The following is a 15,586-nucleotide window of genomic DNA, read 5'->3' as shown; positions in this document are numbered from 1 at the left end:
CTCTCCTCGACCCGCAACCGTTGGTGCATCAGATCTTCTGCTTCGCTTCGTTGCCCTTGATGTAGGGGCTCCAGGGCTGGGCGCGGATTGGCGCCTTGCTCTTCCAGACCACGTTGAACTGGCCGTCGGCCTTGATCTCGCCGATCATCACCGGCTTGTGCAGGTGGTGGTTGGTGGCGTCCATCGTCAAGGTGAAGCCGGATGGCGCCTTGAAGGTCTGGCCGGCCATCGCCGCGATCACCTTGTCGGTATCGACCGACTTGGCTTTCTCGACCGCCTGTGCCCACATGTGGATGCCGACATAGGTCGCTTCCATCGGGTCATTGGTGACCGCCTTCTGCGCATTCGGCAGCTTCTTGGCCAGCGCGTAGGCTTTCCACTTCCTGGTGAATTCGGCGTTGACGGGGTTCTTCACCGACTCGAAGTAATTCCAGGCCGCCAGGTGGCCAACCAGTGGCCGGGTATCGACGCCGCGCAGTTCCTCTTCGCCGACCGAGAACGCCACCACCGGCACGTCGGTTGCCTTGATGCCGGCGTTGCCCAGTTCCTTGTAGAACGGGACATTGGAGTCGCCGTTGATGGTCGAGATCACCGCGGTCTTGCCGCCCGCCGAGAACTTCTTGATGTTGGCGACAATGGTCTGGTAGTCGGCGTGGCCGAACGGCGTATAGGCTTCCTGGATATCCTCGTCCTTCATTCCTTTGCTCTTGAGGAACGCACGCAGGATCTTGTTGGTGGTGCGTGGGTACACGTAGTCGGTGCCGAGCAGGACGAAGCGGCGCGCGCCGCCGCCATCCTTGCTCATCAGGTATTCGACGGCGGGAATCGCCTGCTGATTCGGCGCGGCGCCGGTGTAGAACACGTTCTTCTCGAGTTCTTCGCCTTCATACTGGACCGGGTAGAACAGCAGGCTATTGAGTTCCTTGAACACCGGCAGCACCGACTTGCGCGACACCGAGGTCCAGCAGCCGAACACCGCGGCTACCTTGTCGCGGGCTATCAACTGGCGCGCCTTCTCGGCGAACAGCGGCCAGTTCGAGGCCGGGTCGACCATCACCGGTTCGAGCTTGCGGCCCAACACCCCGCCCTTCGCATTGATTTCCTCGATGGCCATCAGGGCCACGTCCTTGAGCGTGGTCTCCGAGATCGCCATGGTGCCCGACAGCGAATGCAGGATGCCGACCTTGATGGTCTCGGCCGCGGATGCCGGCAGGCCGCCAGCCAAGAGGGCGGTGGCCGCGGCGATATGGGTCAGGCGAGTGATGAATTGGCGACGCTGGTGCATGGTGATTCTCCTGGTCGATGAAATAAGGCACGCTCAGTACTGGACTTGCAGGTTGACGGCGAAGATCGAACGGTCGGCAAACGTGTCCTGCCGGGTCTTCGAATAGACCGCGCCAAGCTGGGCGTTGTAGCCGTCGATGATCCAGTTGACGCCGGCGTCGCTCTGGCGTGTGTCCAATCCGGTATCGGGACGGAACTGCTGGTAGCGCACGAACGGCTGCAGCGGGCCGGCGCCGGCATTAACGGCGAAGATGTAGCCGAGACCCGCCGACCAGGCCTTGCCCTGCTCGGCCAGCACCACGTCGTCGTTGCGGTAGTGGTAGTACGCCGCTTCGACGGAGAGCGCGCCGCCCGGCAGGCGTTTCTCAAACAGGAAGTCGACGTTCCAAGCGGTGTAGTTGCCGACGTCCGACACGGTGAGCACGCCCTCCTTCTGGTAGCGCGCGGCGACGCCGATCGCCAGGATGTCCTTGCTGCCCAGGTAGTTGCCGGTGCCGTAGTAGCCCGGCTCGGCGTCCCAGAAATCGTATTGCAGGCGCCCGGCGAACATCGGCTGGTCGCCGGCATCGACGCCGGCGGCGCGCGCCTGGCCCTGGGTCAGGCTGCCGATGCCGAAGGTGCGGCCTTCGAAGGCGCCGAACGAATATCCCAGTTTGCCGTCGGCCACATTGCCCCACACGACCACGCCGTCGTCGCGGCCGCGGAAGATGCCGCCGTTGTAGCCGTAGCGCGACGCCACGCCGGCCCAGTAGCCGCCGCCGAGCGAGTAGTACGGTCCGGCCATGTTGGCGCGGTCGCTGGGCGAGAGCAGGCGTCCCGCCCAGACATTCAGCGCCGGTGAGATGGTGAACTGGGCGGCGGCGTCCAGCACGCGGATCCGGTCGCCGTCCCATTCGGTATTGAACATGCCGCCGATGGTCTTGTTCAGGGTGGCGCCGAAGTACAGGCGGCCGCTGTCGAGGTTGAAGTCGTGCGAGCGGCTGTCGCCATCCGGTGCGCCATCCTCGACGCTGGCGTAACTGGCGCGGGAGCCGAAGCCGACCGAGACCGAACGGTCCGGACCGATGGGAATCGTCGCGCCGGCCTGGGCCTGGGCTGCGGCGCAGGCGCACAGCAGAACGGAAAGCTTGAAGGTGGATCGCATGCGGTCCTCGTTGTGGGGTGGGCGGGATTGCCTGAAATGTTTCCTGTTGCGAAAAGATTAGCGACCCGCGCCGGGTTCGGACATACGTCACTTGGCGTATTGAGGGTGGCTTCCCGCGCCGGGATACTGGTCACGGAAGAGCTGTCCCGTCACCGATCACTTACCCATCACGCACAACCATGACCAATCACCCGAGCGCCCCCCCTCTCTCCACCGCGTTCTGGACGCTGGCCGACTGGGCCGCCGCCTATCGGAACGGCGCCAATCCGGCCGACCTGCTGGCGCCGCTGGTGGCTGCGCTGGATGACGCCGACCCAGCCTGGATCACGCGTCTCGACGGCGCTGCGCTGGCCGCGCGCCTGGAACGGCTGGTGCAGCAGCGCGACGGCGCCGGCGACCTGCCCCTGTACGGCGTGCCATTCGCGGTCAAGGACAATATCGACGTGGCCGGACTGCCGACCACCTGCGCCTGTCCCGACTTCGCTTACGTGCCGGAGACCAGCGCCGCCGTCATCGCGCGCCTGGAAGCGGCCGGCGCGGTCGTCATCGGCAAGACCAACCTCGACCAGTTCGCCACCGGCCTGGTGGGAACGCGCTCGCCGTATGGTCCAGTACCCAATTCGTTCGATCCGGAGTACGTCAGCGGCGGCTCGAGTTCGGGCTCGGCGTCGGCGGTGGCGCGCGGCCTGGTGCCGTTCGCGCTCGGTACCGATACTGCCGGCTCGGGCCGGGTGCCAGCCGGCCACAACAACCTGGTAGGCCTGAAGCCGACCCGCGGCCTGGTCTCGACGCGCGGGCTGGTGCCGGCCTGCCGCACGCTCGATTGCATTACCGTGCTGGCCCTGAGCGTGGACGATGCCGATGCGGCGCTGCGCGTAATGGCCGGCTTCGATGCGGAGGATCCGTATTCCCGGCATGCGCCGGCGCGGCCGGTGACATGGCCGGCGCGGCCGGTGCTGGGCGTGCCGCTCGCGTACGACTGGTTCGGCGATACGAACGCCGAAAGCCTGCATCTGGACGCCTTGCAGCGTCTGGAGGCACTGGGCGTCGAATTGAAACCGGTCGACTTCGGGCCGCTATTCGAGACCGCCGCGCTGCTGTACGAAGGCCCCTGGGTGGCCGAGCGCTACGCCGCAATCGCCCCCTTGATGCAGAAGCACCCCGAATCCGTCCATCCGACCGTGCGCGCCATCATCGGCCGCGCCACCAATTTCAGCGCCGTCGACGTCTACCAAGCCGAATACGGCCGCATGGCGCTGGCGCGCCAGGCCGAGAACCTGATGGCGGGCCTGGACGGCCTGCTGGTGCCTACCGCACCCACCATCCCCACCATCGCCGACGTGCTGGCCGATCCGGTCACGCTCAATTCGCGCATGGGCGTGTACACCAACTTCGTCAACCTGCTGGACTGGAGCGCGATCGCCCTGCCGGCCGGGATCCGCAACGACGGCCTGCCGGCCGGGATCACCCTGATCGCCCCGAGCTGGCACGAGGCGCGCCTGCTTGAATTCGGGCGCAGCTGGCAGGCGGCGTCACCATGGTTGCGCGGTGCGTCGGGTCAGCCGCTTCCCGCGCCAATGCCCCCTGCGCCATCGCTCGACGGCCAGGTCGTGCTGGCCGTGGTCGGCGCCCACCTGTCCGGCATGCCGCTTAACTGGCAGCTGGCCGAGCGCGGCGCCGTGCTGCTGGAAGCGACGCAAACGTCCAGCGCCTATCGCCTGTATGCGCTGCCCGGCACCGTGCCGCCCAAGCCGGGACTGGTGCGCATCGGCGCCGGCGCGCCGATCGCCGTCGAACTGTGGGCGATGCCGGTCGAACGCTTCGGTTCCTTCGTGGCGCTGATCCCGGCGCCGTTGGGCATCGGCACGCTGGAACTGGCCGACGGCCGCAGCGTGCAGGGCTTCGTCTGCGAATCGTGGGCCACTGCCGGCGCCCAGGACATCACGGCGCTGGGCGGCTGGCGCGCCTATATCGCCACGCGCTAAAACGACGTTTCCCGGGCTTGATCCCTGACTGGAGTATCCGACCATGTTCCACACCGTCCTGATCGCCAACCGCGGCGAAATCGCCGTGCGCATCGCGCGCACCCTCAAGAAGATGGGCATCCGCTCGGTGGCCGTCCATTCCGACGCCGACCGCGACAGCCTGCACGTCGCCGCCGCCGATGTCGCAGTATCCCTGGGCGGCAACAGCGCCGCCGAGAGCTATCTGCGCGGCGAACGCATCCTGGACATCGCGCGCGAGACCGGCGCCCAGGCGATCATTCCCGGCTACGGCTTCCTGTCCGAAAACACCGAATTCGCCGAACAGTGCGCTGCAGCAGGCATCGTGTTCGTGGGGCCGACGCCCAGCCAGGTGCGCCGCTTCGGCCTGAAACACACGTCGCGCGAGATCGCGCAGGCCGCCGGGGTGCCGCTCACGCCCGGCACCGGTCTTTTAAATGATCTCGACGAAGCACGCGCCGCCGCCGAACGTATCGGCTATCCGGTCATGCTCAAGAGCACCGCCGGCGGTGGTGGCATCGGGCTGTCGCGCTGCGACGACGCAGCGCAACTCGATGCGGCTTTCGCCTCGGTCCAGCGCCTGGGCCAGAACTTCTTCAAGGACAGCGGCGTTTTCATCGAGCGCTTCGTCGCCGATGCGCGCCACGTCGAGGTGCAGATCTTCGGCGATGGCCGCGGGCGCGTGGTGGCGCTGGGCGAGCGCGATTGCTCGGTGCAGCGCCGCAACCAGAAAGTGGTCGAGGAAACGCCGGCGCCGCTCCTGCCGCCCGCCACCCGCACCGCCATGCTGGACGCCGCAGTGCGCCTGGGCCAGGCGGTGGACTATGTCTCGGCCGGCACCGTCGAATTCATCTACGACGGCGCGCGCGACGCCTTTTATTTTTTGGAGGTGAACACACGCCTGCAGGTCGAGCATCCGATCACCGAGCTTGTTACCGGTCTCGATCTGGTCGAATGGATGGTGCGCATCGCGGCCGGCGAGCCGCCCTCCTTCGACGACCTGGCAACGCCGCAAGGCGCGGCGATCGAAGTGCGCATCTATGCCGAAAACCCGGCGCGCAACTTCCAGCCGGCGCCGGGCGTGCTGACCGAGGTGGCCTTTCCCGAAGGCGTACGGGTCGACACCTGGGTGCGCACCGGCACCGAGGTATCGGCCCATTACGATCCCATGATCGCCAAGGTCATCGCCCACGGCGCCGACCGCGAAGATGCACGCCGCAAGCTGCTGGCCGCGCTGGAGGCGACCCGCCTGCACGGCAGCGCCACCAACCTCGACTACCTGCGCGGCATCCTGGCCAGCAGCTCCTTCGCCGAAGGCCGCGTCTCGACCGGCTTCCTCGACACCTACACCCACGAATCGGCGCTGGTCGAAGTACTCGAAGGCGGCACCTACACCACCGTGCAGGATTACCCGGGACGCGCCGGCTACTGGGACATCGGCGTGCCGCCGTCAGGCCCGATGGACGACCTGGCCTTTCGCCTGGCCAACCGCATCGTCGGCAACGACGAAGGTGCGGCCGGCCTCGAATGCACGCTGCAGGGCCCGACCCTGCGCTTTCACGGCGACGCGCTGATTGCCTTGACCGGCGCGCCGGCAGAGGCGACGCTGGACGGTGGCCTGCCCCTGCCCTGGTGGCAGCCGGTCCCGGTGCGCGCCGGCCAGGTGCTGCGCATGGGACGCGCAACCAGCGGCTGCCGCAGTTACCTCGCACTGCGCCACGGCCTCGATGTGCCCGATTACCTGGGCAGCAAGTCGACCTTCGTGCTGGGCAAGTTCGGCGGTCATGCCGGGCGCACGCTGGGCGTGGGCGACGTGCTGCCGATCTGCCGTCCCGGGCCTGACGCCGACGCCCTGCCGATACCCCAGGGAATGGCGCAGGCGCCGGCGTACGGGCGTCACTGGGACATCGGCGTGCTGTACGGCCCGCACGGCGCGCCGGACTTCTTCACCGAAGACAGCATCGCGACCTTCTTCGCCACCGACTACGAGGTGCACTACAACTCGAACCGCCTGGGCGTGCGCCTGGTCGGTCCGAAGCCCGCATGGACCCGCAGCGACGGCGGCGAGGCCGGCCTGCATCCGTCCAATGTGCACGACTGCGTGTACGCGATCGGCAGCGTCAACTTCACTGGCGACACGCCGGTGATTCTGACCTGCGACGGTCCGAGCCTGGGCGGCTTCGTGTGCCCGGTGACGATCGCGCGCGCTGAACTGTGGAAAGTCGGCCAGGTAAAGCCGGGCGACACGATCCGCTTCAGGCGCATCGGTTTTGAAGACGCCCTGGCGCTTGAACTGGCCCAGGATGCGGCGATCCGCGCGCTCGCGCCCTTGCCTTCCCTGCCAATCCTGTCGGAGCAAGCCGTATCGACCGGCTGCGTGCTGGCCGCGCTGCCCGCCGATGGCGAACGGCCCGCGGTGGCTTATCGCCAGGCCGGCGACAAGTACATCCTGCTGGAATACGGTCCCAACGTGCTGGACCTGCGCGTGCGGCTGCGCATCCACCTGTTGATGGAGGCATTGAAGGCGTTGCGCCTACCCGGCGTGCAGGAACTCTCGCCCGGGGTGCGCTCGGTGCAGATCCACTACGACAGCCGGGTGTTGGCACAGGATGCGCTGCTGGCGCGATTGATGGCGCTCGAAGCGCAACTGTCCGGCATCGAAGGCGTGCAGGTCCCGAGCCGGATCGTGCACCTGCCGCTGGCGTTCGAGGATTCGGCCACGCTCGGCGCGGTCGAACGCTACCGCGAAACCGTAAAGGCCGAGGCGCCCTGGTTGCCGAACAACGTCGACTTCATCCAGCGCATCAATGGGCTGGACAGCCGCGAGGCCGTGCGTGACGCCATCTTCGACGCCAGTTACATGGTGATGGGTCTCGGCGACGTGTATCTGGGGGCGCCGTGCGCGGTGCCGCTCGACCCGCGCCACCGGCTGCTGACGTCGAAGTACAACCCGGCGCGTACCTATACCGCCGAGGGCACGGTCGGCATCGGCGGTATTTATATGTGTATCTACGGGATGGACTCGCCCGGTGGCTACCAGCTGGTGGGGCGCACGGTACCGATCTGGAATAAATTCCTCCATAACCGCCAGTTTGGCGACCAGCCCTGGCTGCTGCGCTTCTTCGATCGGGTGCGCTTCTATCCGGTGGGCGAGATTGAACTCGAGGCGTTCCGCGATGACTTCCGCGCCGGACGTGCCCAGCTACACATCGAGGAATCGGTGTTCGACCTGGTCACGCACGAACGCGAACTGGCGCAGGATGCCGACGCGATCGCGCAGTTCCGGGCGCGCCAGCAGGCCGCCTTCACGGCCGAAGTGGCGTTGTGGCATGAAGACGCCGGCGCTGGCGCCCAGGCGGACGAAGAAGTGCAGGCGCTGTCCGATATCTCCGGCACCGCGGTCGCGGCCGAGATGTCGGGCAATGTCTGGAAGCTGCTGGTGGAACCCGGCCAAGTGGTGCAGGCCGGCCAGGTGGTGGCGATCCTGGAGGCGATGAAGATGGAGTTCTCTGTGCAGGCGCCGCACGCCGGGACGGTAACGGCAGTGTATTGCCGCGCTGGCAAAATGGTCGATGCGGGACAGGCGCTGTTCGCGCTCGAGGTAGCGTGAGAGTCAGTCGCGACGCACGCGCCGCTTCGGCGCCAGCACGCGCCAGGCCGGTACTGTCAACTTACCGTAGTCCGCAAAGCTTTGTAAGCTAGCGGGATGACAACCTCTCAACTTTAACGTGGCTCCGCTACCATAGAACCTGGGTCGAAATGTAAACGGCCAAGCGACGGCCATTTGGCCGTTATCAGGTGTGGTGCACACACTTGGCGTGTGGTGTTGAACCCAATGCAAACGGGCCCCAACGGGGCCCGTACTATGAGGATCTGGAGGCGAGGACGGGAGTCGAACCCGTCTAGACGGCTTTGCAGGCCGCTGCATAACCGCTTTGCTACCTCGCCAGAGGATATAGTGCGCTTGATCGATGTGAACGGTTATGAAGCACATCAACAAGGGAAGAAAGGATCTTCCTGAATTCTGGAGCGGGAGAAGAGTCTCGAACTCTCGACCTCAACCTTGGCAAGGTTGCGCTCTACCAACTGAGCTACTCCCGCTTAGGAGTGTTACCACTTATCTTGCAAAACCTGGAGCGGGAGAAGAGTCTCGAACTCTCGACCTCAACCTTGGCAAGGTTGCGCTCTACCAACTGAGCTACTCCCGCATGGAGCCTTACAATTTACTACCGACTGCAGCGCCAGTTCAGAAAACTGGAGCGGGAGAAGAGTCTCGAACTCTCGACCTCAACCTTGGCAAGGTTGCGCTCTACCAACTGAGCTACTCCCGCGTACAGAACAACGATTATGACAGAACTTTGACGTTTTTCCAAGATCGCTTTACAGCTTTGCAATCTTTGGAGCGGGAGAAGAGTCTCGAACTCTCGACCTCAACCTTGGCAAGGTTGCGCTCTACCAACTGAGCTACTCCCGCTTCGTCTTTCATTCTGTTGCGTTGTTGTCGCAACAGGCAGGCATTATAGAGATTCTATTCTGTACGTCAAGGATGCCACGAAACAAATTAAATCGCCCCCGCCTTCTCCTTGATCAGGGGCCAGGCGCGGCGCAGATAGTAGAACATCGACCACACCGTCAGCACGCCCGCCACCCACAACAGGTACTCGCCCCAGAAGTGAATGTCGATGCCGAACAGGCGGTCATGGAACAGCAGCATCGGGATTGCCGTCATCTGGGCAGCGGTCTTGATCTTGCCGATCGAGCTCACCGCCACCGAGCGCGTGGCGCCGATCTGGGCCATCCATTCGCGCAGGGCCGAGATGGTGATCTCGCGGCCGATGATGATGCCGGCGATGATCGCGTCCACCCGGTCGAGCTGGACCAGCACCAGCAGCGCGCCGGCCACCATCAGCTTGTCTGCAACCGGGTCGAGGAAGGCGCCGAAGGCCGAGGTTTCGTTCCAGCGGCGGGCCAGGAAACCGTCGAACCAGTCGGTGATGGCGGCGACGATGAAGACGGCGGTGGCCGCCAGATTGCGCTCGTGGAGCGTCATCCAGTCAGTAGGAAGATAGAACAATCCGACAACGAGGGGAATGAGCGCGACGCGTAACCAGGTCAGGAGAATCGGTATATTGAAGGGCATGAGAGAGCTGATTACCGTGGAAAAATGCTTGGCCATTAGTCTACATGGGTATGCTGGTTTGGGCCAGTTGACTCATCTGTATGCTCCCAATTGAGCGCCTGAAAGCTCAACGTCCGACAGACATCGCGGGTTGACGTGAGGCATATAAACAGAGCAAGCACGTCGTTCCCGCGCAGGCGGAAATAGCGCCACTGGCACTATTTCCCCCAAGCTTGAGTACACCGCTCAGGCCCGGCAACACTGGCGGCGCTCACGACTTGGGCTCCCACCTTCGTGGGAGCGACGTGCGTGGGTCGCTAGTTAATGCAACTGCCTGTAAATCTCTTCCGCCAACGCGCTCGAAATCCCCTCGACCGTCATCAAGTCTTCCACGCTGGCGTCGACCACCCCGCGCAGGCCACCAAAGCGCGCCAGCAGGCGCTGGCGGCGCTTGGCGCCGATGCCTTCGATCTCTTCCAGGCGCGAGGCCTGGCGCGCCTTGGCGCGCTTGGCGCGCATGCCGGTGATGGCGAAACGGTGCGCCTCGTCGCGGATCAGCGCCACCAGCATCAGCGCCGCCGATTCCTTGCCCAGTTCCTGGGCCGGGCGGCCGTCGGCGAAGATCAAGGTCTCCAGGCCCACGCGCCGCCCTTCCCCCTTCGCCACGCCGACGATCATCGAGATGTCCAGCCCCAGCTCCGTAAATACCTGGCGCGCCATTTCCACTTGCCCCTTGCCGCCGTCGACCAGCACGATGTCGGGCATCACGCCCTCCCCGCCCGCCACTTTTTCGTAGCGGCGCGTCAAGACCTGGCGCATGGCGGCGTAGTCGTCGCCCGGCGTGATGCCGTTGATGTTGAAGCGGCGATATTCGCCGTTCTGCATCTGGTGGTGGTGGAACACCACGCACGACGCTTGCGTCGCCTCGCCCGCCGTATGGCTGATGTCGAAGCATTCGACGCGCAAGGCGTCCAGGTCTTCGCTGTCGAGCTGCAAGGTGTCGGCCAGCGCGCGCGTGCGCGCCTGTTGCGAGCCCTGCTCGGACAGCAGGCGCGCCAGCGCGATCTCGCCGCCCTTGCAGGCCATCTCGAGCCACTGGCGGCGCTGGCCACCCGGCTGCAGCACCAGGCTGATGCGGTGGCCGCACTGCTCCTGCAAGGCCATGATCAGCTCGGGCTGGTCGAATTCCACGTTCAGGATCAGGGTGCCCGGGATGAACTGGCCGGCATAGTGCTGGGCCAGGAAGGCGCACAGCACCTCCACTTCGATCGGGCATTCCCCCAGCGATTCGCCGACGTGGCTCGGGAAATAGGCGCGGTCGCCCAGGTGACGGCCGCCACGCACCATGGCCAGGTTGACGCAGGCGCGCCCGCCCTGCACCACCACGGCGATGACGTCGACATCGGCGTCGCCCGTGGTCTCCATGCTTTGCGCGTGCAGCACCTTCGACAGCGCCTGGATCTGGTTGCGCACCGACGCGGCCTGCTCGAACTTGAGCTCCATCGCGTAGTCCTGCATCTTCTGCTCGAGGTCGGCCATCACCTCGCTCTGGCGTCCGCGCAGGAAACGCGCCGCGTTCTCGACGTCGAGTTTGTAGTCCTCCGGCGCGATCAGTTTCACGCAGGGCGCGCTGCAGCGGCCGATCTGATGCAGCAGGCAGGGCCGCGTGCGGTTCGCATAGACGCTGTCCTCGCAGGTGCGCAGCCGGAAGACGCGCTGCAGCAGCTGGATCGATTCCTTCGCTGCCCAGGCACTGGGGAAAGGACCGAAGTACTGATTCTTCTTGTCCAGCGCGCCGCGGTAATACGCCATGCGCGGCGCCTCGCCGCCAGTGATCTTGATGTAGGGGTAAGACTTGTCGTCGCGGAATAGGATGTTGTAGCGCGGCTTGAGCGTCTTGATCAGGTTGTTTTCCAGGATCAGCGCTTCGGCCTCGCTGCTGACGACCGTCGTTTCCAGGCGCGCGATCTGCGACACCATCATCGCGATGCGCGGGCTCGACAGGTTTTTCTGGAAGTAGCTCGAGACGCGGTTCTTGAGGTTGCGCGCCTTGCCGACGTAGAGCACATTGTCGGCCGCATCGAAGTAGCGGTAGACGCCGGGCAGCCCCGGCAGGCGGTTGACGACGGCCAGCACTTGCGCGCGCACGTCGGCCTCCACCTTCGGGCTCAATTCGCGGTTGGCTTCGGCGCGCATTTCCTCGCGCGCGTCCGACAGGCGCTCGCGGCCGAGCCGTGCGGCCAGTTCGGGAGTGACGTCGACGGATGGGGTGCCGGTTGCTGCGGGTTTTGCTTCGGACATTACTCTGCCAATGATGGTGATACCAACGGCGCCTGGGTCACGATCACGAAGGCGACGCCGTAGTCGGCCTCGTCGCTGATAGTCACCTGGGCGCTGAGCCGGTGCTCGCGCATGAAGTCGCCAAGGGCGCCGCTGCAGACGATGACCGGCTTGCCGCTCGGGTCATTGAGCATCTGGGCGGAACGCCAGGTCATGGGCATGCGCATGCCCATACCGATGGCTTTCGAGAACGCTTCCTTGGCCGAAAAGCGGGTGGCCAGAAAGCGCAGGCCGCGCACCGCGTTCTTGGCGCTGCGGGCATGGTATTTTTCCAGCTCTTGCGGGCCGAGGATTTTCTCGGCGAAGCGCGGGCCGCTGCGCGCGAGGGCAGCCTCGACACGCGAGATCTGGACGATGTCGGTGCCGATGCCGTAGATCATCTCAGGCTCCGGCTTTCGCAGTGTAGGTCACGCCCAGGCGCGCCGCGACCATGATCGCCTTCATCTCGCGCACCGCGTTTTCCCAGCCGGCGAACAGCGCATGCGCCACGATGGCGTGGCCGATGTTCAGCTCGTGCAGGTCGGGAATCGCCGCGATCGGCTGCACGTTCGTGTAGTGCAGGCCATGGCCGGCATTCACGCGCAGGCCGCGCTTCGCGCCTTCATGCACACCCAGCTTGATGCGTTCGAGCTCGTGCGCGACTTCATTGCCTTCGGCCTCGGCATAGCGGCCCGTGTGCAGCTCGATCACGGTGGCACCCACGGCAGCCGCCGCTTCGATCTGGCGCGCATCGGCATCGATGAACAGCGAGACGCGGATGCCCTCTTCCTTCAGCTGCTTTACGGCCGCCTCGACCTCGTTGTAGTAGCGCACCACGTCCAGGCCGCCCTCGGTCGTGACTTCCTCGCGCCGCTCCGGCACCAGGCACACGTCCTGCGGCTTCACCTGGCAGGCGAAGTCGATCATCTCGCGCGTCACGGCCGCTTCCAGGTTCATGCGCGTCAAGAGCAGCGGACGCAGGGCCAGCACGTCGGCATCCTTGATGTGGCGGCGGTCTTCGCGCAGGTGCAGGGTGATCAGGTCGGCGCCCGCCTGCTCGGCCAGCAGCGCGGCGCGCAGCGGGTCCGGATACGTCGTGCCACGCGCATTGCGCACGGTGGCGATGTGGTCGATGTTCACGCCCAGGTCGATCACCTGGCCGGCGGGTTGCAGGAAGCTCATAGTATTATTTTTACAATTGCATCAAATCGATCAAAATCTGGCGCGTATTGAGCGGCTGTCCGCCCAGGTGGTGCGCCAGCAGGAAGCGCATCAATTGCTTGCTCTGCGCCTGGGTCGCCGGATCAGTATAGTCCTCGCGCTCCATGTCCAGCAGGGTCTTGCCCAATACGACGGGCCAGACTTCGCCGGAACCCGCCGCGCGCGCGCCGCGCTCAGGATCGACCACGTAATCGCGATCCGGCGCGACCGGGCCGCGGCTGCTCGTGCAGCGGCCGAGATCGGCTGCGACGCCTGTTTCCCTAAGTAAGGCCCTTTCGAATTTTCGCAAGACGATTTGCGCCGGTTCGCCGTGGGCGAGCTGGTTCAGGGTCGAGACGTAGTGGTCGAACAGGGCCGGATGGCGGTCGTCGCGCGCCAGCAATTTGACGAGCAGTTCATTCAGATAAAAGCCGCACAGCAGCGCGGTGCGTTCCAGCGGCAGCATGCCGCCCACCCACTCGGCATCGATCAGGGTGCGCAGCTCGGACTTGCCGCTCCACGATACCGACAAGGGCTGGAAGGTCTGGAGCACGCCGCGCAGCTTGGAGAACGGGCGCTTGGCGCCCTTTGCCACCACCCCCACCCGGCCATGGTCGCGGGTGAACATGTCGATGATGAGGCTGGTCTCTTTATAGGGATAGCTGTGCAGTACGAAGCCGGGCTGGCCGACGATACGGCTGTCACGCGTTGGCGCGCGCGGACGCTTGCCCGCGGCGGGCGCGCCCTGCTCCGGCGCGTCGTCGATAAATTGGTCGTGGCTGGACATGCGCGCGGCTAGCGTCCCTCGCCCTTACTCATAACCGTAAGCGCGCAGGCCCGCTTCGTTGTCGGCCCAGCCGGATTTGACCTTGACCCAGATTTCCAGATAGATCGGGCCGCCGAACAACTTTTCCATGTCGAGGCGCGATTGCGTCGAAATTTCTTTCAGGCGCGCACCCTTGTCACCGATGATCATCGATTTATGGGTGCTGCGCTCGACCAGGATGGCGGCGAAGATGCGGCGCAGATTGCCTTCCTGTTCGAACTGTTCGATCACCACGGTGCTGGTGTACGGCAGTTCGTCGCCCAGCAGGCGGAACACTTTTTCACGCACGATCTCGGCCGCCAGGAATTTCTCGCTGCGGTCGGTGATGTCGTCCGGTCCGAACACCGGCGGATTTTCCGGCAGGTGGCGCTTGATCTCGGCTTCCAGCGCATCGACCTGGAAGCGCAGCTTGGCCGAGACCGGCACGATGGCGGCGAAGTTGAACAGGGCCGAGATTTTTTGCGCGAACGGCATCAGCACCGCCTTGTCCTTCACGCGGTCCGATTTATTGATGACCAGGATCACCGGGACATTCTTTGGCAGCATGTCCAGCACCTGCTGGTCGGCCGGGCCGAAGGTGCCGGCTTCGACCAGGAACAGGATCGCGTCCGACGACGTCAGCGTGTTCGAGACGGTCTTGTTGAGCGTCTTGTTCAGCGCGTTGGCGTGGCGGGTCTGGAAGCCCGGGGTGTCGACGTAGATGTATTGCGCATCGTCGCGGGTCTGGATGCCGGTGATGCGGTGGCGCGTGGTCTGGGCCTTGCGCGACGTGATCGACACCTTGGCGCCGATCAGGACGTTCATCAGGGTCGACTTGCCGACGTTCGGGCGGCCGACGATGGCGATATAGCCACAACGGAAGTTGCCGCAATGGGAATTGTCGGGAGTGGCGTTCATGCTTTTTCTGTTCCTGGTTGTGCTGCTTGGGCGTCCGATGTGGTGTCGCCCTGATTGGTACCGATGCCTGCCAGCTTCAGCTGGGGCGAGCGCTGCCGTGGCTTGCGCCCGCCCGGGGTCTTGGTCAGCGCCTTCTGGGCCGCTTCGAGCGCCAGGCTGGCGGCGGCCTGCTCGGCCGCACGGCGGCTTCCGCCGCGGCCGAACACCTGCACGCTCAGCTTGGGCACCAGGCATTCGACTTCGAATTCCTGGCTGTGGGCGGCGCCGTGGGTGGCCACCACATTATAAGTCGGCAGCGCGATGCGCTTGGCCTGCAGGAATTCCTGCAGCAGGGTCTTGGCGTCCTTGCCGAGCGTGGCCGGGTCGACCGTCTCCAGCAGCGGGATATAAAAGGCGCGGATCGTGTTGCGCGCGCTGTCGAAGCCGCCGTCGAGGAAAATCGCGCCGAGCAGCGCTTCCAGGGTATCGGCCAGGATCGAGGGGCGGCGAAAGCCGCCGGACTTGAGCTCGCCCTCGCCCAGGCGCAGGAATTGCGACAGGTCGAGCTTCTGGGCGATCTCGAACAGCGCCTGCTGCTTGACCAGGTTGGCGCGCAGGCGCGACAGGTCGCCCTCGTCGAGCGTGCCGAAGCGTTCGTACAGCACCGAAGCGACGACGCAGTTGAGGACCGAATCGCCCAGGAATTCCAGGCGCTCGTTATGCAGACTGCTATGGCTACGGTGGGTCAGGGCTTGCTGCAGCAGCCCGACTTCCCGGAACGTATACCCCAAGCGCGTTTGCAATAACTGAAGATT

Annotated in this window: 11 protein-coding genes and 5 tRNA genes; 2 read left to right on the top strand and 14 right to left on the bottom strand. The window is 65.1% G+C overall.

Going from position 1 to position 15,586, the window contains the following annotated elements; all coding sequences use genetic code 11:
- Positions 1–28 precede the first annotated feature (28 nt).
- Positions 29–1,285: an urea ABC transporter substrate-binding protein gene (gene urtA / locus SOM28_RS00715; protein WP_320466851.1), complete on the bottom strand. Its 1,257-nt coding sequence runs from the start codon at positions 1,283–1,285 to the stop codon at positions 29–31.
- 33 nt (positions 1,286–1,318) lie between these two features.
- Positions 1,319–2,428: a porin gene (locus tag SOM28_RS00710; protein WP_123069637.1), complete on the bottom strand. Its 1,110-nt coding sequence runs from the start codon at positions 2,426–2,428 to the stop codon at positions 1,319–1,321.
- A 179-nt stretch (positions 2,429–2,607) separates the two neighbouring features.
- Between SOM28_RS00710 and atzF the strand changes: the two genes are divergently transcribed.
- Both atzF and uca read left to right on the top strand, forming a co-directional pair.
- Positions 2,608–4,413, top strand: coding sequence for an allophanate hydrolase (atzF, locus tag SOM28_RS00705; protein WP_123069638.1), 1,806 nt, complete (start codon positions 2,608–2,610; stop codon positions 4,411–4,413).
- Between the two features lie 43 nt (positions 4,414–4,456).
- Positions 4,457–8,041 (top strand): urea carboxylase, encoded by a 3,585-nt coding sequence (uca, locus tag SOM28_RS00700; RefSeq protein WP_320466850.1) that lies wholly within the window; start codon positions 4,457–4,459, stop codon positions 8,039–8,041.
- A 264-nt stretch (positions 8,042–8,305) separates the two neighbouring features.
- On the opposite strand, the gene SOM28_RS00695 is transcribed toward uca, so the two are convergent.
- The 12 genes from SOM28_RS00695 to rnc form a co-directional block, all read right to left on the bottom strand.
- Positions 8,306–8,379, bottom strand: a tRNA-Cys gene (locus SOM28_RS00695).
- Positions 8,380–8,456: 77 nt separating this feature from the next.
- Positions 8,457–8,532: transfer RNA gene (locus SOM28_RS00690), tRNA-Gly, on the bottom strand.
- 31 nt (positions 8,533–8,563) lie between these two features.
- Positions 8,564–8,639: transfer RNA gene (locus SOM28_RS00685), tRNA-Gly, on the bottom strand.
- Between the two features lie 47 nt (positions 8,640–8,686).
- Positions 8,687–8,762 (bottom strand) — tRNA-Gly (locus tag SOM28_RS00680).
- Positions 8,763–8,829: 67 nt separating this feature from the next.
- Positions 8,830–8,905 (bottom strand) — tRNA-Gly (locus SOM28_RS00675).
- Between the two features lie 87 nt (positions 8,906–8,992).
- Complete coding sequence (gene pgsA, locus SOM28_RS00670; protein ID WP_123067614.1) at positions 8,993–9,571, bottom strand: CDP-diacylglycerol--glycerol-3-phosphate 3-phosphatidyltransferase; 579 nt, start codon at positions 9,569–9,571, stop codon at positions 8,993–8,995.
- Between the two features lie 300 nt (positions 9,572–9,871).
- Positions 9,872–11,746, bottom strand: coding sequence for an excinuclease ABC subunit UvrC (gene uvrC / locus SOM28_RS00665; protein WP_320467306.1), 1,875 nt, complete (start codon positions 11,744–11,746; stop codon positions 9,872–9,874).
- Positions 11,747–11,850: 104 nt separating this feature from the next.
- Positions 11,851–12,270 (bottom strand): holo-ACP synthase, encoded by a 420-nt coding sequence (gene acpS, locus SOM28_RS00660; protein ID WP_320466849.1) that lies wholly within the window; start codon positions 12,268–12,270, stop codon positions 11,851–11,853.
- Position 12,271: 1 nt separating this feature from the next.
- Positions 12,272–13,051 (bottom strand): pyridoxine 5'-phosphate synthase, encoded by a 780-nt coding sequence (gene pdxJ / locus SOM28_RS00655; protein WP_320466848.1) that lies wholly within the window; start codon positions 13,049–13,051, stop codon positions 12,272–12,274.
- Positions 13,052–13,061: 10 nt separating this feature from the next.
- The gene (gene recO, locus SOM28_RS00650; RefSeq protein WP_320466847.1) at positions 13,062–13,856 is read right to left on the bottom strand and encodes a DNA repair protein RecO; all 795 of its coding nucleotides are present in this window, start codon (positions 13,854–13,856) and stop codon (positions 13,062–13,064) included.
- 24 nt (positions 13,857–13,880) lie between these two features.
- Positions 13,881–14,792, bottom strand: a complete 912-nt coding sequence (era, locus tag SOM28_RS00645) for a GTPase Era (RefSeq protein ID WP_123067618.1) — start codon at positions 14,790–14,792, stop codon at positions 13,881–13,883.
- Entirely contained in the window at positions 14,789–15,562 is a 774-nt protein-coding gene (gene rnc, locus SOM28_RS00640; protein WP_229414795.1) for a ribonuclease III, read from the bottom strand. The genes era and rnc overlap by 4 nt, the downstream gene beginning before the upstream one ends.
- Positions 15,563–15,586: the final 24 nt, after the last annotated feature.

The sequence above is a fragment of the Massilia sp. CFBP9026 genome, assembly GCF_034045165.1.
In the GTDB taxonomy this organism is placed as follows: domain Bacteria; phylum Pseudomonadota; class Gammaproteobacteria; order Burkholderiales; family Burkholderiaceae_D; genus Telluria; species Telluria arenae.
The sequence above is the reverse complement of the archived record's forward strand: the minus strand, read 5'-3'. Positions and strand labels throughout refer to the sequence as shown.